This window comes from Aureimonas glaciei (genome assembly GCF_014643375.1).
Lineage (GTDB): Bacteria > Pseudomonadota > Alphaproteobacteria > Rhizobiales > Rhizobiaceae > Plantimonas > Plantimonas glaciei.
The window spans coordinates 125,021-145,490 of the sequence record NZ_BMJJ01000011.1 but is presented as its reverse complement, the minus strand read 5'-3'; the positions used below and the strand labels follow the sequence as shown (position 1 = coordinate 145,490).

16 protein-coding genes are annotated in these 20,470 nt (G+C 66.2%); 2 read left to right on the top strand and 14 right to left on the bottom strand.

The annotated features are described in order from the left end of the window. Positions 1-260 precede the first annotated feature (260 nt). The 5 genes from IEX88_RS20575 to IEX88_RS20555 form a co-directional block, all read right to left on the bottom strand. Positions 261-1,220 (bottom strand): sugar-binding transcriptional regulator, encoded by a 960-nt coding sequence (locus tag IEX88_RS20575; RefSeq protein ID WP_188854359.1) that lies wholly within the window; start codon positions 1,218-1,220, stop codon positions 261-263. Positions 1,221-1,290: 70 nt separating this feature from the next. Beyond that, positions 1,291-2,010 (bottom strand): amidohydrolase family protein, encoded by a 720-nt coding sequence (locus IEX88_RS20570; RefSeq protein WP_188854358.1) that lies wholly within the window; start codon positions 2,008-2,010, stop codon positions 1,291-1,293. Between the two features lie 21 nt (positions 2,011-2,031). After that, positions 2,032-3,018 carry an ABC transporter permease gene (locus tag IEX88_RS20565; protein WP_188854357.1) on the bottom strand — a complete coding sequence of 329 codons (987 nt, stop codon included), beginning with the start codon at positions 3,016-3,018 and terminating at the stop codon, positions 2,032-2,034. A gap of 11 nt (positions 3,019-3,029) precedes the next feature. Next, on the bottom strand, positions 3,030-5,606 hold the full coding sequence (locus tag IEX88_RS20560; protein ID WP_188854356.1) for an ATP-binding cassette domain-containing protein: 2,577 nt from the start codon (positions 5,604-5,606) through the stop codon (positions 3,030-3,032). Between the two features lie 69 nt (positions 5,607-5,675). Beyond that, positions 5,676-6,725, bottom strand: coding sequence for a substrate-binding domain-containing protein (locus tag IEX88_RS20555; RefSeq protein ID WP_188854355.1), 1,050 nt, complete (start codon positions 6,723-6,725; stop codon positions 5,676-5,678). A 470-nt stretch (positions 6,726-7,195) separates the two neighbouring features. Between IEX88_RS20555 and IEX88_RS20550 the strand changes: the two genes are divergently transcribed. After that, positions 7,196-7,657 carry a citrate/2-methylcitrate synthase gene (locus IEX88_RS20550; RefSeq protein ID WP_244640405.1) on the top strand — a complete coding sequence of 154 codons (462 nt, stop codon included), beginning with the start codon at positions 7,196-7,198 and terminating at the stop codon, positions 7,655-7,657. Between the two features lie 371 nt (positions 7,658-8,028). Here the strand turns inward: IEX88_RS20550 and IEX88_RS20545 are convergent, their stop codons facing one another. From IEX88_RS20545 to IEX88_RS20515, 7 genes are all read right to left on the bottom strand, one after another. Next, a complete protein-coding gene (locus IEX88_RS20545; RefSeq protein ID WP_188854353.1) occupies positions 8,029-9,024 on the bottom strand; it encodes a Gfo/Idh/MocA family protein in 996 nt (331 codons plus the stop codon). Then, positions 9,021-9,902 (bottom strand): sugar phosphate isomerase/epimerase family protein, encoded by an 882-nt coding sequence (locus IEX88_RS20540; RefSeq protein ID WP_188854352.1) that lies wholly within the window; start codon positions 9,900-9,902, stop codon positions 9,021-9,023. The genes IEX88_RS20545 and IEX88_RS20540 overlap by 4 nt, the downstream gene beginning before the upstream one ends. Positions 9,903-9,939: 37 nt before the next feature. Continuing rightward, a complete protein-coding gene (locus IEX88_RS20535) occupies positions 9,940-10,773 on the bottom strand; it encodes a carbohydrate ABC transporter permease (protein ID WP_188854351.1) in 834 nt (277 codons plus the stop codon). Then, complete coding sequence (locus tag IEX88_RS20530; RefSeq protein WP_308423859.1) at positions 10,770-11,627, bottom strand: carbohydrate ABC transporter permease; 858 nt, start codon at positions 11,625-11,627, stop codon at positions 10,770-10,772. The genes IEX88_RS20535 and IEX88_RS20530 overlap by 4 nt, the downstream gene beginning before the upstream one ends. Before the next feature lie 131 nt (positions 11,628-11,758). After that, entirely contained in the window at positions 11,759-12,958 is a 1,200-nt protein-coding gene (locus IEX88_RS20525) for an ABC transporter substrate-binding protein (protein ID WP_188854349.1), read from the bottom strand. Positions 12,959-12,987: 29 nt separating this feature from the next. Then, positions 12,988-13,956, bottom strand: coding sequence for an alpha/beta hydrolase (locus tag IEX88_RS20520; RefSeq protein WP_210319309.1), 969 nt, complete (start codon positions 13,954-13,956; stop codon positions 12,988-12,990). Then, complete coding sequence (locus tag IEX88_RS20515; protein ID WP_244640404.1) at positions 13,953-14,579, bottom strand: GntR family transcriptional regulator; 627 nt, start codon at positions 14,577-14,579, stop codon at positions 13,953-13,955. Before IEX88_RS20515 ends, IEX88_RS20520 begins: the two co-directional genes overlap by 4 nt. A 149-nt stretch (positions 14,580-14,728) precedes the next feature. Here IEX88_RS20515 and IEX88_RS20510 point away from each other — a divergent pair, with 149 nt between their 5' ends. Further along, positions 14,729-15,808 (top strand): ABC transporter ATP-binding protein, encoded by a 1,080-nt coding sequence (locus tag IEX88_RS20510; protein ID WP_188854347.1) that lies wholly within the window; start codon positions 14,729-14,731, stop codon positions 15,806-15,808. A gap of 311 nt (positions 15,809-16,119) precedes the next feature. On the opposite strand, the gene IEX88_RS20505 is transcribed toward IEX88_RS20510, so the two are convergent. Beyond that, positions 16,120-17,982, bottom strand: a complete 1,863-nt coding sequence (locus tag IEX88_RS20505) for a putative bifunctional diguanylate cyclase/phosphodiesterase (protein WP_188854346.1) — start codon at positions 17,980-17,982, stop codon at positions 16,120-16,122. A 294-nt stretch (positions 17,983-18,276) separates the two neighbouring features. Continuing rightward, positions 18,277-20,043 carry a cation:proton antiporter domain-containing protein gene (locus IEX88_RS20500; RefSeq protein WP_373289635.1) on the bottom strand — a complete coding sequence of 589 codons (1,767 nt, stop codon included), beginning with the start codon at positions 20,041-20,043 and terminating at the stop codon, positions 18,277-18,279. Positions 20,044-20,470 lie beyond the last annotated feature (427 nt).

Below are 20,470 nucleotides of genomic sequence, written 5' to 3'. Positions count from 1 at the left end.
ACCCGGCCGTCGAACCATGACAGACCATTGTCGGCGACAAGCCGTGCGACGGCGCCGCGGGCTTCAACCTACGCGGCGGCGATGTGGGGAAGAAGCGACACGGGGTCGAGCGCGAGGAGTTCGGCCGGGAACTCGGGCTCTTTAACGAGGGGGGCAACGTCATCGGAGTGGGCCTCATCACGGCGCCATCAAGCCGGCGCCGTTCCTCGGAAAATCGCGGTTCTGCGCCTGTCTGACGGAGCCTTTTGCAAAGCCAGGCGTCACCCCAGAAGAATACCCCGGGCGGTGTTTTCGTCCGTCACCAGGCAGTTGGCGAGTTGGCCCGTCAGCGCGGCACGGATGGCCGGGACCCTCTGCTTGCCCGATCCCACGATCATGGTCGGCCGACCGTCCGCCTTCCGCAGCTCGAAAGAGGTCAGCCGATCGTGATAGCCGCCCTTCAGCGGTCGTCCCTCCGCGTCGATTCCGCTGCCGAGAAGTTCTCCGACCGCACCGCCGTCCATTGCCTGCGCCAGTTCGACATCGGTGATGAAGCCGTCGAGATGGATGGGCGCCTGCCAGCCCATGTAGCCGATGCCCATGACCAGGATGTTGGCCTCTTCGATCAGGCGCTGGAGGGTCTGATAGCCCAGCTGCGACTGAAGCACGGTCCGGTCCTCGACGCTGTTGGTCACGATCGGCATCGGCAAGGGATAGCTCTGCGCCCCCAGCCGCTCGGCGAGGCGGGTCACCACGTCGTAGTGGCTGGCGCGGCCGTGCCGCGTCAGGTTGCCCATCAGCGAGACGCATTTGTGCTGCGGGCGGTCCATCTGCGCGATGCGCAGGACGGTCTCGCGCATGGCCTTGCCATTGCCGATCCCGATCGTGAACGGCGCCTTCTGCGTCAGAAGATTCTCCAGATAGAGGGCGGCCACCGTCGCCACGGACGGGATGTCCTCCTCGCTGCCGGCCTCGTTCAGCGTGACTTCGCAATACTGCAGCGCGAAGCGGTCCTTCAACCGGTCGGCCAGCTCGATGCATTCCGCCATGGGATGCATCAGCTGGAAGCGGATCAGATTTTCGGACAGGGCGAGGGCGATCAGCCGCTGGACGATCTGCCGCGAGACGCCGAGATCGACCGCGATGTCGTCCTGACGCCGGCTCTTCACATAATACAGCCAGGCGGCCCGGGCCGCCTGGTCGAGCCGGCGATCGCTGTCCGTGCGGTCAGCGCTGCTCATGCCGTCCTCCACGGGCTGGACCCGAAAGCAGTGCTGCTCTTCTTCCGCATGTCCATGACCGGCTTCATGATCAGAGCTTCAGAATGCGTTCGATGTTCCCGCCCACGATGGCAGCATAGCCGTCCGCGTCGTCGGTCGCGCGCTCCATCTTCTTGAACTCCCACTCGTAGTCGACGAACGGCGAGTCCGTCCCCCAGATGACCTTCTCGGGCCCGAGTTCCCGCACGGCGGTCTGGATCTCGAAGATCGGCGCCCGCGATGTCTCGAGATAAAGATTGGGGTTTTCCTTGGCGAAAGCGATTGCCTGATCGACCGACCAGAAGAAGCCCATGTGCGCCATCAGGAGAGGAACGTTCGGAAAGCGCTTGGCCATGATGTCGAACTCGGGCGGACTGTTCAGAAGGTCGCTGGCGCCATGGACGATGACGGCGATCCCCAGTTCATCGGCGACCTGGAACAGCGGATCGACCAGAGCCGGGTCCGACAGGTGGAAGCCGTTGATCGTCGGGTGAAGCTTCAGGCCCTTGAAGCCCCAGTCCACGACGCAGCGCCGAACCTCGTCGGCGGCATCCGGCTGCCAGGGATTGACCGCGCAGAAGGGGATCAGCCGATCGGGAAACTGGTCGAAGGCCTCCTTGATCGGATCATTGGTGAAATTGCCCTCGACGAAGGGGAACATCACCGCCTTGTCGACGCCGACCGCGTCGATCTTGGCGACGAGATCCGCGCCGGTCTGACGGGCGCCGGGCCGGATGCCGAGATGATTGTGGGCGTCGATGACGAGAGCCATGGGTGACCTCCTTCAGTTGGATCAGTTGTCGCGCTTCAGACCACCGATGGCCATTGCCAGCAGGATGAAACCGCCGTTCAGGGCGTAGCGATACGGGGCCCCCAGACCGAGCATCGTCAGTCCGTTGGTCAGGAAGCCGATGAAGAGCGCGCCGACGAGCGTGCCGGTCACGCTCATCTCGCCGCGCTTGGATGCCAGCGTGCCAAGATAGACCGCTGCGAAGGCGTCGAGCAGAAAGGGCTCGGCGCCCCGCGGCATGGCGATGCCGGTGCGGGAAACCAAAGCGATGCCGGCCAGCGCCGCCAGAACGCCGGCGATGACGAAGCCGAGGCCGAAGGTGGCCCGGATGTCGATCCCGGCGAGGAAGGCGGCCCTGACATTGCTGCCGACCGCCTTCGCGTAGCGCGAAAACGCCGTGTAGCGCATCAGCACGAACACCAGGACGAAAACCGCGGCCGCCAGCAGGATCAGCGCCGGAAACGGCCCGACGCTCTTCTGCCCGAGGAAGAGGAACGTCTTGGTCACGCCCCTCGGCAGCGTGAACAGGATCTGCGGCTCCGCGCCGTTGGTCGCCAGAAGCTCACCCGATCGGATGACGAACATCATGCCCAGCGAGCCGATAATGGCGGGAATGCCGACATAGGCCATCAGCCCGGCATTCACGATGCCGATGACGAGGCCGAGTCCCAGGGGCGCGACAAAGGCCAGCCAGATCGGATAGCCATTCAGGATCAGCATGGCCGCCATCAGCCCGGCGGCATCCGCCGTCTGGGCGATCGACAGGTCGACGCCGCGCATCTTCATCACGATGGTCAGGCCGAGCGCCAGGATGACGACGACCGCGCTCTGGCGCAGGACGTTGCCGATGTTGCCGGGCGATCCGAAAGCGGGCTTCAGGTACCAGAAGATGCCGAGAACGGCGATCATGCCGAAGATCGCGCCGTAGGCCCGGAGGAATTCGCCGGCCCGGGCTGCCGGGCCCTGCGACGGAGTGAGAGCTGTGTCCACGGTGATCTCCTTCAGAAGATCAGGACCTGGCCGATGCCACGCTTGTGGATCACGCCAAGTGCGATGGAAAGGATGAGAACGAGGCCCTGGATGCCCGGCAGGGCCTGGCTGGAGATGCCGATCAGGATGAGGCCGTTCGACAGCGAGGCGAGAAACAGCGCCGCGACCAGCGTGCCCATGACGTTCAACTCACCGGCCTTGTTCAGCGTGCTGCCGAGGAAGGCCGCGGCCAGGGCGCTGATCAGGAAGTCGATGCCGGTCGCCAGCGCCGAAGCGCCGTAGCTGTAGGAGGCAAGGACGACGCCCGACAGGCCGAGAACGAGGCCGCCGATGGCGAAGGAGGCCGTGGCATAGCGGACCTGCGAGATGCCGCGCAGCTTGGCGGCCGCCAGGTTCTGGCCGACGGCGTACATGCGCAGGCCGAGCCGCGTCCTCCTTAGGACGAGATGCAGCACCGCCGTCGTGGCGAGCAGCAGGATGAAGACGAAAGGCACAGGCCCGAGATAGCCCTGCCCGATGTAGAAGAACTCGCTCTGGCCCGACAGCGTCAGCGCCTGGCCGCCATTGTAGAGCAGGGTCGCTCCCATGGCGACAAACATGGCGCCGAGCGTCGCCACGAAGGGCGGCATGCCGAAGCCGAGAACCAGGAGAGCGTTGAGACCGCCGGCAGCCAGACCCGCGGCCGCGCCGAGACCAATGGCGGCGGCGGTTCCCGCCCCGGCAATCAGCGTCCCGGCGGCGAGGTTCATCGTCAGCTGGCTGACGGCGCCCGCCGACATGTCGAACCCGCCGGCGACCAGCACGACAGTGAGCCCGAGGGCCACCAGCGCCAGCACGCTGCCCTGCTTCAGCACGTCGAAGATGTTGCCCACGGAGAGAAACTGCGGCGCCAGAACCGCGATGGCGACGAGGACCAGCAGCATGCCGGCAATGGTGCCCCAGCGCGCCAGCAGGCCGGGAGCGGACGTGATCGCCGCCGCGGAAGGCGGGACGTCTGACGGAAGCGCTGTCCCCGCCTCGTCCATGGATTCGCCGGCCGTGCTGTCGGACTCGTTATCCCCGCTGCCGGAGGCCCAGTAGAGCAGCGTCTCCGGAACGGCCTCGCCGGGTTCGAAGAGCTTGTTGATCCGCCCCTTGTGCATGACGGCGATCCGGTCGCTCATGCCGGCGATCTCCTCAAAATCCGAGGAGATGAAGATGACGGCGGCGCCGCGGCGGGCGAGCTCCACCATCTGGCGGTAGATTTCGACCTTCGAACCGACGTCCACGCCGGTGGTCGGCTCGTCGAAGAGAAAGATTTCGGCGTCGCCCGCCAGCCAGCGTCCGATGACGATCTTCTGCTGGTTGCCGCCGGAGAGGTTTTTCGTCAGCTGCCGGATGTTGGGTGGCTGGATGCGCAGGCGCTCGACCAGATCGACCGCCGAGGCCGCCTCGCGGCGCAGGTTCAGCAGGCCGAAACGCGACCAGAGCGGCAGGTTCGGCAGCGTCAGGTTCTCGCGCACCGTCATGTCGGTGATCAGGCCCTCATGCCGGCGATCCTCCGGGATCAGGGCGAAGCCCTCGGCCTTAGCCGCTCGCGGGCCACCGGGATCGGACGCCTCGCCGTTGATCTCGACCGTGCCGGCGGAGCGGCGGAGCGCGCCGATGAGCGTCATGGCGAGTTCCGTGCGCCCGGCGCCCATCAGGCCGGCGATGCCGAAGATCTCGCCCCTGCGCACGGTCAGGTCGACACCCTTGACCGCGTTCCCCTGGCGAAGCCCTTTCACCTCGAGAAGCGTGTTACCGAGCGGCACGGTCTCCTTGGGATAGAGCTGGGAGATTTCCCGGCCGACCATCAGCGAGACGATGCCCGAGCGGCTGGTTTCGGCGACGGGCAGTGTCGCGACGAGACGTCCGTCCCGCAGCACCGTTATCCGGTCGACGAGATCCAGCACCTCGTCGAGATAGTGGGAGATGTAGACGATGGTGACGCCCTCGTCGCGCAGGGCCCGCACGATGCCGAACAGGAGTTCCGCTTCCTTGTCGCTGAGGGAAGCGGTCGGCTCGTCCAGCACGAGGATTTTTGGCGATCGCAGAAGCGCCGCCGCGATCGCGACCTGTTCCCGCTGCGCGACGCTGAGGTCCGACACCAGCGTGTCGGCGGTGAACGAGGCCCCGACCCGGGCCAGCACGGTCTCTGTCGCGCGGCTCATCGCCGCCAGATCGAGGAAACCGCCCGTTCGGACGATCTCGTTTCCGAGAAAAACGTTCCGCGTCACATCGAACTGGGCGACCAGTTGCTGGTCCTGGTGAACGATGGCGATGCCGGCGGCCTCGGCATCGCGCGGGTTTGTCAGGCGCACCGGCTTGCCGTCGACGAGGATTTCGCCCGCTTCCGGCTGGTAGACACCGGTCAGGACCTTCACGAGCGTCGATTTTCCCGCACCATTCTGTCCGAGCAGAGCGTGGATCTCACCCTTGCGCACGGACAGCGATACGTCCCGGAGCGCGACCACGCCGGGAAATTCCTTGCCGATCGCCCGGCATTCCAGCGCGGGAAGCCGATCGGCGGCCACGGCGTGGCCACCGCCTTCGACGACGTTCGTCATGTTTCACCTATGTTTGGAGCGCGCGCCCGACCGCCGGCGCCGTCGGCGCCGACGTTTGCTGTTGCCGCTTCAGGGCAGGATCGGATGCACGACGAGCAATTCGCCGTCCTGCGGCCAGCGCCCTTCGACATCCTCCCGCGGAATGGACATCTCGTCCCAGACGCCGGGGCCCCACCGCTTTTCGGCAGCGGCGACGCCGTTCGCATGGGTCGCGAGCCAGGCATCGGTGAAGGAGGTGCTCGGAAAGGACGTCTCGCCGGCCATGCCCTTCAAGAGGATCTCGGCGGCGACCGAACCAATGCGGGGAACGTCCTGAACGACGGTCGCGACGAAGGGGCTGTCTTCGTCGAGCAGCATCTGGAAACCGACCTTGTCGCCATCGATCGATGCGATCTTGATCTCGTTGCGCTCGTTCCGGCGAACGGCCTCGACGGCCCCGGAGACGAGAAGGTCGTAGGCGCCCCAGACCGCAGCGATGCTGCCCGCTTCCGGATTGGCGGTCAGGATGTCTTCCATCTGCGTCTGCACGCGTGCGGCGCTGTGCTCGGTCGGGACCTCATGCAGCCGGACTTTCGGATAGTCCGCGGCGACGGCCTGCAGGATCCGCTTGCGGGTCTCGAGCAGGGGCGCACCGGGAACCCAGAAGACATAGACGTCGCCCTGATAGTCGATGCTGGACAAGAGAGCGCGGCTCATCATGGCCGACATCAACGCATCGTCGCCGCCGACATCGGCGAGCGCGCCCTCGGTCTTCGAGCCGACCGAGGTGGTGACGACGGGAATGCTGGCCGCGGTCGCCTTCGTGACGACGGGGGCGAGCTGCTGCGCATCGCCCAACTGGACGATGATGCCGGAGACGCCGGAATTGATCAGGCTCTCGATGTTCTCGTTGTGCTTGCGCGGATCGGCGCCGCCATCGGTTACGATCACCTCGGCGCCCGCCGCCTTCAGGACCTTCTCGGCCCCGGCGATGATGTCGCGGTTGTAGTCGTTGGTGATTTCACGGGCGGCGATGCCGATTTTCTTTCCCGCGGCTTCCTGTGCGCCAGCGGAAGCGCTTCCCACTGCAAGACCGATCAACGTCGACGCAATGATGCGCCTCAAATTCCTGGCGACCATATGACACCCTCCCAAATAAAAGCCCGACGGCGCGCCATCCCTCCCGGCGGCCGCGCCCCCAACATTCCAAGCATTTGCCCATCATGCAATCAAAAAATACCGTTACTATCTAGAATGGCCCAGTTTTCTCAAGCACTGTGGGTAAGGCGGTGTCATTTCGGGCTGAAGCTGCCTCCGTGGCCGGGCATTTGCTTTATGGTATGGCATTTGATCGGGTCCAGCAGGCTGATTGACGAAATTGGTCGTTCGACGTTCCAGGCGGATCATCGGCTCGCCGGTCCAGAGGCCGGGCGAGTGGATCAGACTGGGCGCGGTTTCGTCGATCGCTGCCCCGAGCGCGGTGCCGGCCTCGCTCATCGTGACCGGCAGAAGCGCGGACCGGACGGTCTAGCCACCGATCGTCGCGCCGTCGCGCGACCGGGCGACTTTGGCCGATGGGTTCAGCCCTCGGCCGCCGAAGGGCCAACCGGATGACCGATGGCGTGCTTTCGGCCGAGAGTGTCGCCGGCGCGCTCGCCCGCCGTCGGGAGAACGGCGACAAGTATGTCCCGGGCTTCGGCCATCGCTTCCATCCGATCGACCCGCGGGCGCCGCGTCTGATGCAACTGGTCGACGAGGCAAAGGGGAGGGGCGCGGTTTCGGGACGGTTCGCCGACATCGCCCGGCTCATCGAGAGCACCTTGGCGCTTCAGAAGGGCAAGCTCATCCCCATGAACATCGACGGTGCGACTGCCGTGGTCTATGCCGAGCTGGGTTTTGCGCCTCCGCTCTGTCGCGGCCTGTTCGTGCTCTCTCGCTCCGTCGGCATCCTCGCCCATACCTGGGAGCAGATGCAGCAGGGCGGTCGCAACAAAGGCCCGCTCCCCCGCGATGCGACCTGGACTTATCGAGGCAAGCCGTCGAACCCGCCACCCTCGGAGGGGTCGATCTGACCCACAACGACCGAGCCCTCGGGCCCATCGGAATATTCCCCCGCCGAAACCGGGACGGTCTTGGCGATCAACACGCTGTTGGGGCCGGGCGAGTCTGAGGAACGCTCCTGCGCTCAGCTGAGGCGCCCCGGACATCCGGCGCTTCGCCGCGCGTCAACGTCTCGGGGCCGCTTGCGCAGAAGACGCACGGCCCCGTCGGCTCCGTAGCCGTCCTCGCAACAAGCCGTCGAGCACTTCTTCGCCTCGATCCGGCAGGATCCCGAGACGACCATCGCCTCGGTCACCCTTTCCACGCTGCATCCTCCTGCCGCGTCATGGATGCCCATCATCCCTTTCCGGACAGAAGTCCGATCGTCCGGGAAAAGCGGTGGTCAAATTCCCAGCTGATGGCGCATGTCCTCGAGCCGCTGCATGGCCACGACGCCATCATGAATGGTCGGGGCAGCTGTCGCTTCGCCCTGGAGAGCCGGCACGACATCCGCCAGCAGCGCGTGATACCCCTTGTAGTCCTCGTTGGCGGCGGCGGTGAAGTTCGGCTTCCAGGTCAGCGTGTCCTCAGCATCGAGCAGCGTGGCTTCGGGATCGGCGACCTTGAACGGCGGGTTGCGGTGCCAGCGCACCTCGACGACGTCCTCGACCTCGATCCGCTGGTGGTCGCCCATCAACTCGATCCGCTCGACCGGCGTGCCGCGGGACTGGACGGTGCCCATCACCACCGTGCCGATCGCCCCGCATTCGAAGTCGAAGGCGACGTGGAAGAGGATCCGGCCGGGCGTCTTCTCGACCTTGCGGGCGCTGAGCTTCACCACCGGCGAGACGAGGTGCGAGACGAGATCCATGTAGTGGACGCAGTGGTGCAACAGGAAACCGGTATAGTCGACATTGCCGACGAAATAGCCGGGTGCCGTCATGTAGTAGCCGGTCAGTCCGAGCACGTCGCCGAAGCGGCCGGACTTGACGATGTTGTGGGCGATCTTGTTGCCAACCGAATAGCGCTTCATGAAGCCGACGAGCAGCGGCTTGCCGGCGCGGTCGGAGGCCGCGGCGAGTTCGCGCGCCCCTTCCGCCGTGCCCGAGGGCGGCTTTTCCATGAACACCGGCAGGCCGCGGGCCAGCGCCGCCTTGCCGAAGGCGAGATGCTGGTCGGGACCGACGGCCATGCCGACCGCGTCGAGGCCTTTGGTGGCGATCAGTTCGGCCGCGTCCGTGGTCAGGGCGGTGACGCCAAACTGGCGGCCGGCATGGGCGAGGCGCTCGCCGTCGATGTCGCAGAGGGCGACGAGCTGCACGTCGTGCCGCAGCAACTGCGGCAGCAGCATCTGGGTAGCGTGGATGCCGCAGCCGATCCAACCGATCTTCAATGTCATCGTCTGTGTTCCGTCAGGGTGATGTGGCTCTTGATGAAGGCGGCGCTGGCCGAGAGGCGGTCGCTCTCGTCCTCGTGCGGCGCCCGCCATTGCGCGAAGGGAACGCCAAAACGGTCGTCGTTGCGGCGGAACGGCTCCAGCGAGATGGGGCCGGCATAGCCGATCTCGTGCAGCGCCCGGAACACGGCGACCCAGTCCGTCGCCCCGGTGCCGGGGAAGCCGCGATGGTTCTCGTTCGCCTGGAAATGCACGAGACGCTTGCCGGCGAGACGGATCGCCTCGGGGATCGAGGCCTCCTCCATGTGCATGTGGAAGGTGTCGAGCATCATCACGACCTGCGCGTGATCGACCGCATCCAGCAGTTCCATCGCCTGGATCGTGGTGCACAGGACGTCGCTCTCGAAGCGGTTCAGCGGCTCGACGGCCAGCGCGACGCCGGTACCGGCGGCATGCTCGCCGGCCAGCTTCAGTCCGGTGACGCAGCGCTCCAGCCGGGCAAGACGTTCGTCCTCGGCCACCGGCGCCGGCGGGCGGCCGGCGAAGACCAGCGGATTGCCGGTCAGCGGGCCGCCGACGATGGTGGCGCCGAGGCCGGCGGCGCAGTCGACGGTGTAGCGGAGGTAGTCGACGCCGGCGGTGCGGGCCTTCTCCTCTGACGAGGAGAGGTTGCGTTCGAGGTTGACGCGGGCGGCGAGGACGACGCCGAGGCCGGCATCCTTCAGGGCCGTCGCCGTCTGCCGGATGTCGAGCTCGCCGGGCTCGGGCACCAGGAGTTCGACGAAGTCGAAGCCGAGCGCCTTCATCTGGCCGAAGAGCGGAAAGTGCTCGGCCGTGAAGGGCCGCGCATACTGCATGGAGATCAACCCGATCGGGTTCATGGCGCTTCTTTCTCTGGTGATGCGGCGGGCGAGGGCCTCAGCCCTTGACGGCGCCCTGGGTGAGGCCGCCGACGAGCCGGCGCTGGACGATCAGGAAGAGCAGGGTGACCGGCAGGGCGCCGACCACGCCGCCGGCGGCCAGGAGGCCCCATTCGATCTGGTATTCGCCGATCAGCGTCTGGATCGCGACGGTGACGGTGCGCACGTTTCGGCCGCCGAGCGTCAGGGCATAGAGGTACTCGTTCCACGAGGTGATGAAGACGTAGATGCCGGTGGAGATGATGCCCGGCAGCGCCAGCGGCAGGACGATGCGGCGCAGCGCCGACAGCCGCGAGCAGCCGTCGATCATCGCCGCCTCGTCGAGGCTTTTCGGGATAGCGCCGACATAGCTCGTCAGCATCCAGACCGCGAAGGGGATCGCCGCCGTCGCATTGGCGAGGATCAGGCCGATATGGGTGTCGAGGATGCCGAAGCGTCGCATCATCACGAACAGCGGCAGGATGAGGAGCACCACGGGGAACATGTTGACCACGAGGAACTGCAGCATCAGCAGCCGTCGCCCGGCGAAGCGGAAGCGCGAGAAGGCGTAGGCCGCCGTCACCGCGACGCCGAGCACCAGCCCGACCGTGCCGAGCGCGACGATCAGGCTGTGGCCCATATTGCCGAGGAAGGACGTCTGCTCGAGCAACCGGGTATAGTTGTCGGTGCCCCAGCCCTCCGGCGTCAGCGATACGCCCTTGGCGACGATATCCGCCGAGGGAGTGAGGGAGGTGAGGATCATCCAGGCGAAGGGGCCGATCGCGAGGATCACCACCAGCAGCACCGGGATGTGGATGGTGAGGAGGCGTTTCAGGAAGCTTTGCTTGTTCACCGTTCGACCTCCCGCATGGTCCGGGCGATGTAGACCGCGACCACGCTGCCCAGCAGCAGGGTGAAGGTCACGGCGATCGACGAGCCATAGCCGAAGTCGAGGTTCTGCCGAGCCTTGATGAAGGCGTAGAGCGGCAGCGTGTGGGTGGCATAGCCGGGGCCGCCGCCGGTCATTACGAAGATCACGTCCATGGAATTGGCGACCCAGATGACCCTGAGGAGGCCGACAGTGGCGAGAATCGGCCCGATGCCGGGCAGGGTGATGTGGCGGAACTGGCGCCAGGCGCTCGCGCCGTCGATCGACGCCGCCTCATACTGACTCTTCGGGATGCCCTGCAGGCCGGCCAGGATCATCACCGCGAAGAAGGGGAAGCCCTGCCAGGTGAGGGTCGCGATGATGGCGTAGAGCGCGACGTCGGGATCGGCGAGCCAGGGGATCGCGGTCTGGATCACCGAGAGGTAGATCAGGAGGTCGTTGAGGACGCCGGTGTTGGGATCATAGATCCACCGCCACATCAGGGCGATGACGACGCTCGGCAGCGCCCAGGGGATGATCACCAGGGCCCGGGCGAGGCCCCGCCAGGCGAACTCCTTGTTCAGCAGCAGCGCGGCGACAAGGCCGAGCCCCATCTGCAGCGGCACGGTCAGGCCGATCCAGATCGCGGTATGCCAGAGCGCCGTCCAGAACACCGGGTCCTGCAGCAGGGTCATATAGTTCTGCAGGCCGACGAAATGGCTGGCTTTCGGCTTGAACAGGATGAACTCGTAAAAGCTCGTCACCACCGCCTCCAGCATCGGCAGGAAGACCACGAGCAGGGTCACCAGCACGGCCGGCGCGAGCAGGGCATAGGGCATCAGCCGCGCACGGTTGCGGGCGCGTTTCGGGGCGCCGTCGAGCGCATAGGCTTGGTCGATCGTCGACATGGGCAGACCTCGTGTTCACGGGAAGGCGGGAAGGGGCGCGGCGGCCGCGCCCCCCTTGGCTTCTATTCCGTGAACAGGCCCTGCAGCCGCACCATCATCTCCTTGGAGGTGATCTGTCCGGTCAGTGCCTGCTGGAACGCCGTCTGCCATTCCGTATTGACGAAGTCGGCGGTCGCCGAGGACTGCGGCAGCACCGCTGCGAAGGGCAGCGACTGCATCGTCGCGTCGACGAAGCGCTGCTCGTGCGCGGTCCAGTTCTTCGAGCCGGCCTTGCTGACGGTCAGCTGGTTCGTCGCCTTGGTGAAGGCGACATTGTTGTCGGCCTCGGCGAGGAAGGAGATCCACTTCCAGGCGGCGTCCTTCACCTCGGAATTGGCGAAGATCGCCAGCGACTCGTCGCCGTAGGACGTCCAGGCCTGGCCGTCGCATTTCGGCACCGGCACGGCCGAGACCTTGTCGCCGAGCGCGGCGACGAGGTCGTTGGAGGAGCCGATGTGGTGGATGGTCATCGCCGTCTTGCCGGACTTGAAGGCGCCGATGATCTCCTGGAAGCCGTCATTCGGCGCCGAGGGCGGGATCGAGCCGTCGGTGCGGAACATGTCGACCAGCCACTGGTTGGCGGCGATCGCCTTGTCGTTGTCGAGACCGCCCGGCGCGAGCTTGGCCCCCTGCGAGAAGACGAAGCTGCCCCACTGGTCCCAACCGCCCTTGCCGGCGCGCAGGCCGAAGCCATAGGTGTCCGGCGCCTTGGTCAGCGCCTTGGCGTCCGTGCGGAACTCCTCGCAGGTCTTCGGGGGCTCGAGGCCGGCCGCCTGGAACAGGTCGGTGCGGTAATAGAGGTAGAGAACGACGTACTGGATCGGCAGGTAGTAGCTCTCCCCGTCTGGCCCGGCATTCAGCGTCAGCAGGTTGTCGAGAAGGTCGTCCTTGCCGGCCCAGCCCTCGATCCGCTCGCCGAGCGGCTCCAGCGCCCCCATCTCCACCAGCCGGGGCTGCGCGAAGAGCTTGACCATGCCCGCATCAGGCGCGTTGCCGCCGACGAGGGCGGTGTAGAGGTTGTCGTAATAGCTGTTCCAGGGAACGTTCTCGGCCTCGATGGTGATGTCGGGATTGGCGGCCTCGAACTTTTCCACCAGCGCGGACATCGGGTTTTCCGGATTGTCGACGTGGTACCAGAAGCGCACGGTCTCGGCCTGCGCCGCCGTCAATCCGAGCGCGGTGAACAGGCCCAGGGCGGCCGTCAGTCCCTTCAAATGCGTCATCGTTTCCTCCACTTGGTTTTGTTTGGTCGTCAGCTGAAGCGGCGGGTGAACGCCGCTGCGGCCACAAGCGCCTCCCGCGCCTGCGGCAACTCGTTGGTCATCTGCAGAAAGCCGTGCACGACGCCCGGCACGACGGTCGTCCGCTCGCCACGGCCGAGCGCCGCCAGCCGCGTTTCCAGCGCGAGCGTGTCGCTCAGAAGCGGGTCGACGCCCGCCGCCATCAGATGGAGCGGCGGCAGGGCGGCAAGCTCGTCGTCGGTGGCCGCCAGCGGGCAGGCGAGCGCGTCGCTGCGCCGGCCCGGGTCGGTGTTGTAGAAATCCCAATAGCGCTGCATCTTGCCGCGCGTCAGGCCGGGACCCTCGGCGAAGAACCGGTAGGATGGGCTGTCGAAGTCGGCATCGTAGACGCCGTAGAACAGAAGCGCGGCGGTCGCGGCGGCCTGTCCGAGGCGCTGCTCGTGCAGCATGGCGGCGAGTGCGAGGTTGGCACCGGCGGAATCGCCGGCCAGGATCAGCGGCCCGGGCTCGACGCCCGCTTCGGCCGACACGGCAAAAGCCGTTCGCAGTGCTGCCACGGTGTCGGCGAGCCCTGCGGGATAGGGCGCCTCGGGCGCCAGTCTATAGTCCGGTAGCAGCACCGGCAGGCCGGATGCCTCGGCCAGCACGCGGCCGCAGCGTTCGTGCGTCGCCGGGCTGCAGAAGGCGAAGCCGCCGCCGTGCACGAACAGGATCGCACCCGGCCGGGCCTGTTCCGGCACCAGCACGCGCATGGAAAAATCCGGCGTACCAAGTTCCGGCTGGGCTGGCACCCGGACATGCGTCGCCGTCAGCATGGGCGGCAGGTTCCGGTTCCAGCGGCGATTGCCCTGCTCGGCGAGGCGTCGCCCTTCGGCCGCAGGCAGAAGGGTCGGATCCGGCTGCGCGCCATCCTCCGACAGCATCCGCGCCATCAACGCCTGCATCTCCGGGGCCAGCTCGGCCGACATCGGAAAACTCATTGGGTGCGCTCCGGAAACACGCTGGGTCCAAAATCGACGATGGTGGCGATGTGGTGGAACAGGGCTGCCGCGGCCTGCTGGGCGTCGCCGGCCTCGATGGCCGCGATGATCGGCTCGTGCCGCCGCGCCGTCTGGACGAGATCGCGGGGGCCGCGGGTCTGCGAGATCTTGAAGCGGTGGTTGTGGACGAGGCAGCGGTGCAGGATCGGGTCGAGTGCCGCCAGTCCGGCATCGGCGAACAGCCGCCTGTGGAAGTCGCGGTCGACGGAGGCCAGCTCCAGTTCGTCGCCGGCGGTCGCTGCCTCGTCCATGGCCTGAACCATCCGCTTCAGGTCGCCGATCAGCGCGCGGCTCGGATGCGCCATGACATGGACGATGCCACGGCATTCGATCGACTGGCGGATATGGAAGAGCTCGACCGCCTCCGCCTCGGTGCAGGGCGAGACCTGGGTGCCGCGATAGCCCTTGCGCTGGACGAGGCCTTCGTCCTGCAACTGCAGCAGTGCCTCGCGCACGGTGCCCTGGCTGCAGCCGAAGCGGGTGGCGAGGTCGAGTTCGGTGAGGGCGAGACCGGGCTGAAGGTCGCCGAGCATGATCTCGCGTTTCAGCGTAGCGAAAGCCACTACCGACTTCCCCGATGCCGAGCGGCCAGGTGCGATAGGTGTCGCGTCGCGCATGCATCCTCCCTTGCTATTATCGATATCATTATTGATAATACGCGGAAAGATCAAGTCGCCTTGCATGGCGTCGAGGCGGAAACGGGAGGCAGCACATGTCGGCAATCTCGATGCGGGGCATCCGCAAGGACTATGGCGCGGTCACGGTGATCGAGCGGATCGACCTCGAGATCGAGAGCGGCGAGTTCATCGTGCTGGTCGGCCCCTCCGGCTGTGGAAAGTCGACCCTGCTGCGGATGATCGCCGGCCTCGAGGAAATCACCGCCGGCGAATTGCGGATCGCCGATCGTGAAGTCGGCGACCTGCCGCCGGCGGACCGCGACATCGCCATGGTTTTCCAGGACTACGCGCTCTATCCGCATATGAGCGTCGCCGACAATCTCGCCTTCGGTCTGAAGATGCGCGATACCGCCGATGCCGAGATCGCCACGCAGGTCGGCAAGGCCTCGGCAATCCTGAAACTCGAGCCGTTCATGGACCGGCGTCCGGCGCAGCTCTCGGGCGGACAGCGCCAGCGTGTCGCCATGGGCCGGGCGATCGTGCGCGATCCCAAGGCTTTCCTGTTCGACGAACCCTTGTCGAACCTCGATGCCGCGTTGCGCGTCGAGATGCGACTGGAGATCGCCCGGCTGCACCGCCGCATCAAGGCGACCACGGTCTACGTCACGCACGACCAGGTCGAGGCCATGACGCTGGCCGACCGGATCGTGGTGATGAACGGCGGGCACATGGAGCAGGTCGGCCGGCCGCTCGACCTTTATCACCGGCCGGCGACGCTGTTCGTCGCCCGCTTCATCGGCAGCCCGACGATGAATACGTTGTCGTGCGAAGTTCTGCAGCAGGATGGTGACGGGGTGCAGATCAGACTTCCGGCAGGCGTGGCGATGCTGCCGCCCTCGATGCTGCCGCCCGGCATCGCACGTCTTTCCCTCGGCATTCGCCCGGAAGATCTCTCACCCTGCGACGCCGGGGAGGCCTGGTTCAGCGGGACGCTTGCGGTCGTCGAGCGGCTTGGGAGTCAGACCTTCGGCCATCTCGATATCGACGGAGATCGCATGATCACGATCGAATTCCCTCGGGCCAGCGACGTTCAGGTCGGGGATGCTCTCTCGGTGAAGGGAAATGTTTCGAACGTTCACCTTTTTTCTGCCGAGACCGGACTGCGACTGAATTGACTGGTCAATAGGTTCGCGAAAGGCGATGGCGCCGTTCGCGAACTCAGCCCGGATATCTCCTTCAGCCAAATGACCGGCGTCGCCATGGACGCCGTACCGGCGCCAACGTGGGTTCGGCCATCTCGTCTCTCAGTGTCCGGATATGCCGGTCATTCTCACCCTCGTTTGCCACAGAGGATCGGCGAGACCCGCGTCCACAGCCCAGGGACCGCCCCCATCGATCGCCCCTGCCGGCCGCATCCAAGCGATGCGATGCTGGCTTAGGTCAGTCGCGCCAGCATGGCATTTGCCGCCAGGAGCCCTCGAGCTTCTCACCCATGCCGGCGAGCCGCGTAAAGCATCGCGTCTTCCTGCGACCAGCCCGCCAGGAGGAACGGCACGAGGTCCGCCTCGACGGGCTTTCCGAAGAGATAGCCCTGCGCCACGTCGCAGTTCCAGTCCGTCAGCATCTTCGCCTGCGCTTCCGTCTCGACGCCCTCGGCCACGACGCCGATGCCAAAGCTCTTGGCCAGTTCGATGCACATGTTGACGATGGCCGCGGACTCCCTGTTCTCGCGCATGTCGCCGACGAATGTCTTGTCGATCTTGAGCCACTGCACGGGCAGTTCCCGCAGGTGGGTCAGCGACGCATGGCCCGTGCCGAAATCGTCGAGCGCGATCGCGACACCGTCGTCGCTCAGCGCCTTGAGCGCGTCCCCGATCTCCCCCGAGGCGTCGCCGAGGAAGACGGTCTCCGTCACCTCGAGCTCCAGCGTTTCCGGGGGCAAGCGGAAGGCCGCCATGCTCTCCAGGATCGTGGTGGCGAGATCTCCCCGGGTGAATTCCGCCGCGGACACGTTGATCGCGACCGCCCCGAACGGGACGCCCTGCCGCCGCCAGGTCGCCATGTCGGCCATGACCAGTGCCCGCATCCGCTGGCCGATCTCGACGGAGAGGACGGGGTCCCTGAAGGCTTCCCAGATCATCATCGGCGACTGCATGCCGAGGATCGGATCGCGCCACCGAAGAAGCGCCTCGAAGCCGACGATCTTGCCGCTGCCGAGAGCGACCTTCGGCTGGTAGTAGGGAACGATGGCATCCCGCTCGAGCGCGCTGCGGGCGCGATCGAGAACCGTGATCCTGGCTTCCAGCCGGTCGCTGAGCTCCGGCCGGAACATGACCGACTGGTTTCGGCCCTCGTCCTTGGCGGCGTAGAGCGCGAGGTCGGCGCAGCGCAGGACAGCCATTGCCGTGGTCCCATGCTCGGGAAAGAAGGCCTGGCCGATGCTGGCCGAGCAGTAGAAGCTGAAGCGATCGTGCTGAACCGGCTTTCGCAGGGCGTCGTTGATGTCCTGGGACAGCGACCGGAGCTGCTGGGCGGTGACGCCCTCGGCGAGGATGATTCCGAACTCGTCACCACCCAGGCGCGCCACCACATGCGGCGCCTGGACGAGGGTCGCCAGTCGATCGCCGACGGCAACGAGCAGGGCATCGCCGGCACTGTGCCCCATCGTGTCGTTGATCTGCTTGAACTCGTCGAGATCGATGATCAAAAGGGCGCCGCGCTGCCCCGGCGCCATCGCGTCGATCGCCTTCTCCAGCGTATTGTGAAACAGCGTTCGGTTCGGGAGACCGGTCAGCGCGTCGTGCGTCGACGTCCATTCGAGCGCCGACTGCCGGATGGCGAGCTGTTCGACATTGCGGTGGAGGTCCCTGTTCGCGGCATGGAGGCGGATCTGGGCGACGACGAGATGCGCCAGATGCGCCAGACGACGGCGTTCGGCGTCCGAGAAGGATCGCCGCTCGGTGTCGATCACGCACAAGGCGCCCAGTCGGATGCCGGGCTCCCATTCGAGCGGCGCACCGGCATAGAACCGGAAATGCGGCTCCCCCGTCACGAGGGGGTCGGCGGCAAAGCGCTCGTCGGCCAGGGCGTCGGACACGACGAGCACCTCATCGCCCAGGATCGTATAGTTGCAGAACGCCGTCTCGCGCGGCAGGAAGGCGACATCGATACCGCTCCGCGCCTTCAGCCACTGACGCTCTTCGTCCAAGAGCGTCACGATGGCGATCGGCATGCCGAACATGTCGCTGGCCAGCGTACAGATCCGATCCATGCCGGGATCGGTTCCGGCAATGATGTCGAGCGCGTTCAGAATGCCCAGACGGCGTTCTTCGAGAGACGTATCACTCATGCGACGGCGCCAGTTCAATGTCCGAGAAGCAGCTCGCCGCGGCCGCACTTACGTTTAAGCATAAAATAAAGAATAAATTGGCGGAGGTAATTCGCCGCCGTCCCAATCGTTTCTATGAAACGAGAGGCTCTTTTAGACAGAACTGGCGTACGCCATTTTCTCACCGATAACAATGTGATCGGTTGTACAATTGAAATACAGGAACCGATCCGCAACAAGCGTTCAAGTGGGCGGCCAGAAGGGTGATAGGTGGTCGTCGCCTTCCCATGGGAAAACACCCCGCGGACCGCACAGCTATGCCTGATCGACCAGAGGCGAGACCGCGTGCTCGATCGCTTCACGGTTGCGGCGGCGGCGTTCGTCGGCCATTGCGCTGATCGCGGTGCGGACCCGGGGATGGCGCGCCATGAACCGGTCGAAATCGCGCCGTTCGAGCACCAGGAACCGGCAGTAGTCCGTCGCCGACACGTCGGCCGTGCGCCTCGTGCCGGCGAGCAGCGCCATCTCGCCGAAAAAAGCCCCCGCCGACAGCCGGATGCGCCGCTCGGGTGCGTCGATCTCCACCACGCCGCTGGAGATGAAATACATGCCGTCCGGGCGATCGCCCTTGCGGATCACCTTGGTGCCCGGCGCGGCGTGCTTGGGCTGGAACATCAGGAGCAGTTCGTCGAGCTCGTGGCCGCTGACGGAAGCGAGCACGGGAAAAAGCTCGAGCAGCGCGTTCAGCTCCACCGCTTTGGCATCTTGGCGGGCCTCGCTACGCTGGCGGATGGTGGCGAGCTCCCGCTCCAGCTCCGCCAGCCGCGGCTTGCCGAAGGCCTGCAGCGCCGGCGATCCGTCGAGGCGGATGCGGGTCTGGATCAGGCCGGCGAGGGAGAAGGTGACGGGGTTCAGGGCGATCGAGAACAACGCTCCCGCCAGCACGAGGTCGCGCCCTTCCGCCGGCAGCAGGCCGAGGCCGAAACCGAGACCGATCAGGATGAACGAGAACTCGCCGACCTGGGCAAGGCCTGCCGAGACGACGAGGCCGAGATTGATGGGAAAACGCAGCATCAATACCAAAGCGAGGGCGATCAGCCCCTTGCCGAGAATGATCACCGCCAGCACGGCCAGCACCGCCATCGGCTCCCGGATCAGGATCGACGGGTCGAACAGCATGCCGACGGAAACGAAGAAGAGCACCGAGAAGGCGTCCTGCAGCGGCAGCGAATCGGCGGCGGCGCGGTGGCTGAAGTCGCTTTCGCTGAGAACGACGCCGGCAAAGAAGGCGCCGAGCGCGAAGGAGACGCCGAAGATTTCGGCCGAACCGAAAGCGATGCCCATGGCGATGGCGAGCACGGAGAGGGTGAAGAGTTCGCGTGAGCCGGTTCGGGCCACGCTGGCCAGGACCCAGGGCACGACTTTCGGCCCGAGGAGCAGGGCGAGGGCGCCGAAGGTGGCCACTTTGCCGAGGGTGAGCGCCAGGGTCAGCAGCAGCGATCCTTCCGCCGGCGGGATGGCGCCGTGGCCGTCGCCGGCACCCAGCGGGTGGCCGCCCAGCAAGACGGCAAAGGCCGGGAGCAGCACAAGCACCAGCACCATGGCCAGATCCTCGACGATCAGCCATCCCACAGCGACGCGGCCGGCGGGCGTGTCGAGAAGGTTGCGCTCTTCCAGCGCCTTCAGAAGCACGACGGTGCTGGCCACCGCCAGGCTGAGGCCGAAGACGATGCCCGCGCCGAGCGGCCATCCCATGAGATACGACAATCCGATGCCGAGAAAGGTCGCGGCCACAAGCTGGCCGACGGCGCCGGGGATGGCGACCTTGCGCACGGCCATCAGGTCGGCGGCGGAAAAGTGCAGGCCGACGCCGAACATCAGGAGGATCACCCCGATCTCGGCGAGTTGGCCGGCGATCGGGCCATCCGCGACGAAGCCGGGTGTGAACGGCCCGACGGCGATGCCGGCGACGAGATAGCCGACCAGCGGCGGCAGCCGCAGCCGCTCGGCGAGGTAGCCGAAGACGAACGCCAACATGAAGCCGACGGCAACGGTCGCGATGAGGGTGGCTTCGTGCGGCAAGGGCTCATCCTGACTGGGGGTGGGCGGGATGCGGTGGTCGGCTCGAACCGTGCCCCCGACGGTACACGAACCGGACGACGGCGAAGCGGTGTTCGAGACCGTCGCCGCTGGGGTGCTCCCTGGGCCGACGCACCGCAGGTTGTTCCGGAGAGACGACGCCGACACGGGCGACCCGTGGGCGGGAGAACCGTTCCCGCCATAGCACAGTCAGCGGGAATCGCGGCGCCCGACACCGATCGTCTCATCGCGATTCAGTGCGCCCCTCTGCGCGGCCTGACGGAACCGTCCACAGGCCTCTTGCTTTTTATGTCACTTAGTGACATTCAGAATGACACCAAGTGACGGTACCCGCTGCGTTTGAAATCTGGTCTCGGGTTTTCACGCGCTGAACACGAAGGGGCCGGCCATCGGCTCCCCGCCAACGAAA

What these genes read in the sequence shown, in the direction of transcription:
- IEX88_RS20575 (WP_188854359.1), bottom strand. Translation starts at nt 1,220, where the DNA reads ATGAGCAGCGCTGACCGCACGGACAGCGATCGCCGGCTCGACCAGGCG.
- IEX88_RS20570 (WP_188854358.1), bottom strand. Translation starts at nt 2,010, where the DNA reads ATGGCTCTCGTCATCGACGCCCACAATCATCTCGGCATCCGGCCCGGC.
- IEX88_RS20560 (WP_188854356.1), bottom strand. Translation starts at nt 5,606, where the DNA reads ATGACGAACGTCGTCGAAGGCGGTGGCCACGCCGTGGCCGCCGATCGG.
- IEX88_RS20555 (WP_188854355.1), bottom strand. Translation starts at nt 6,725, where the DNA reads ATGGTCGCCAGGAATTTGAGGCGCATCATTGCGTCGACGTTGATCGGT.
- IEX88_RS20550 (WP_244640405.1), top strand. Translation starts at nt 7,196, where the DNA reads ATGACCGATGGCGTGCTTTCGGCCGAGAGTGTCGCCGGCGCGCTCGCC.
- IEX88_RS20545 (WP_188854353.1), bottom strand. Translation starts at nt 9,024, where the DNA reads ATGACATTGAAGATCGGTTGGATCGGCTGCGGCATCCACGCTACCCAG.
- IEX88_RS20540 (WP_188854352.1), bottom strand. Translation starts at nt 9,902, where the DNA reads ATGAACCCGATCGGGTTGATCTCCATGCAGTATGCGCGGCCCTTCACG.
- IEX88_RS20530 (WP_308423859.1), bottom strand. Translation starts at nt 11,627, where the DNA reads ATGCCCTATGCCCTGCTCGCGCCGGCCGTGCTGGTGACCCTGCTCGTG.
- IEX88_RS20525 (WP_188854349.1), bottom strand. Translation starts at nt 12,958, where the DNA reads ATGACGCATTTGAAGGGACTGACGGCCGCCCTGGGCCTGTTCACCGCG.
- IEX88_RS20520 (WP_210319309.1), bottom strand. Translation starts at nt 13,956, where the DNA reads ATGAGTTTTCCGATGTCGGCCGAGCTGGCCCCGGAGATGCAGGCGTTG.
- IEX88_RS20510 (WP_188854347.1), top strand. Translation starts at nt 14,729, where the DNA reads ATGTCGGCAATCTCGATGCGGGGCATCCGCAAGGACTATGGCGCGGTC.
- IEX88_RS20505 (WP_188854346.1), bottom strand. Translation starts at nt 17,982, where the DNA reads ATGAGTGATACGTCTCTCGAAGAACGCCGTCTGGGCATTCTGAACGCG.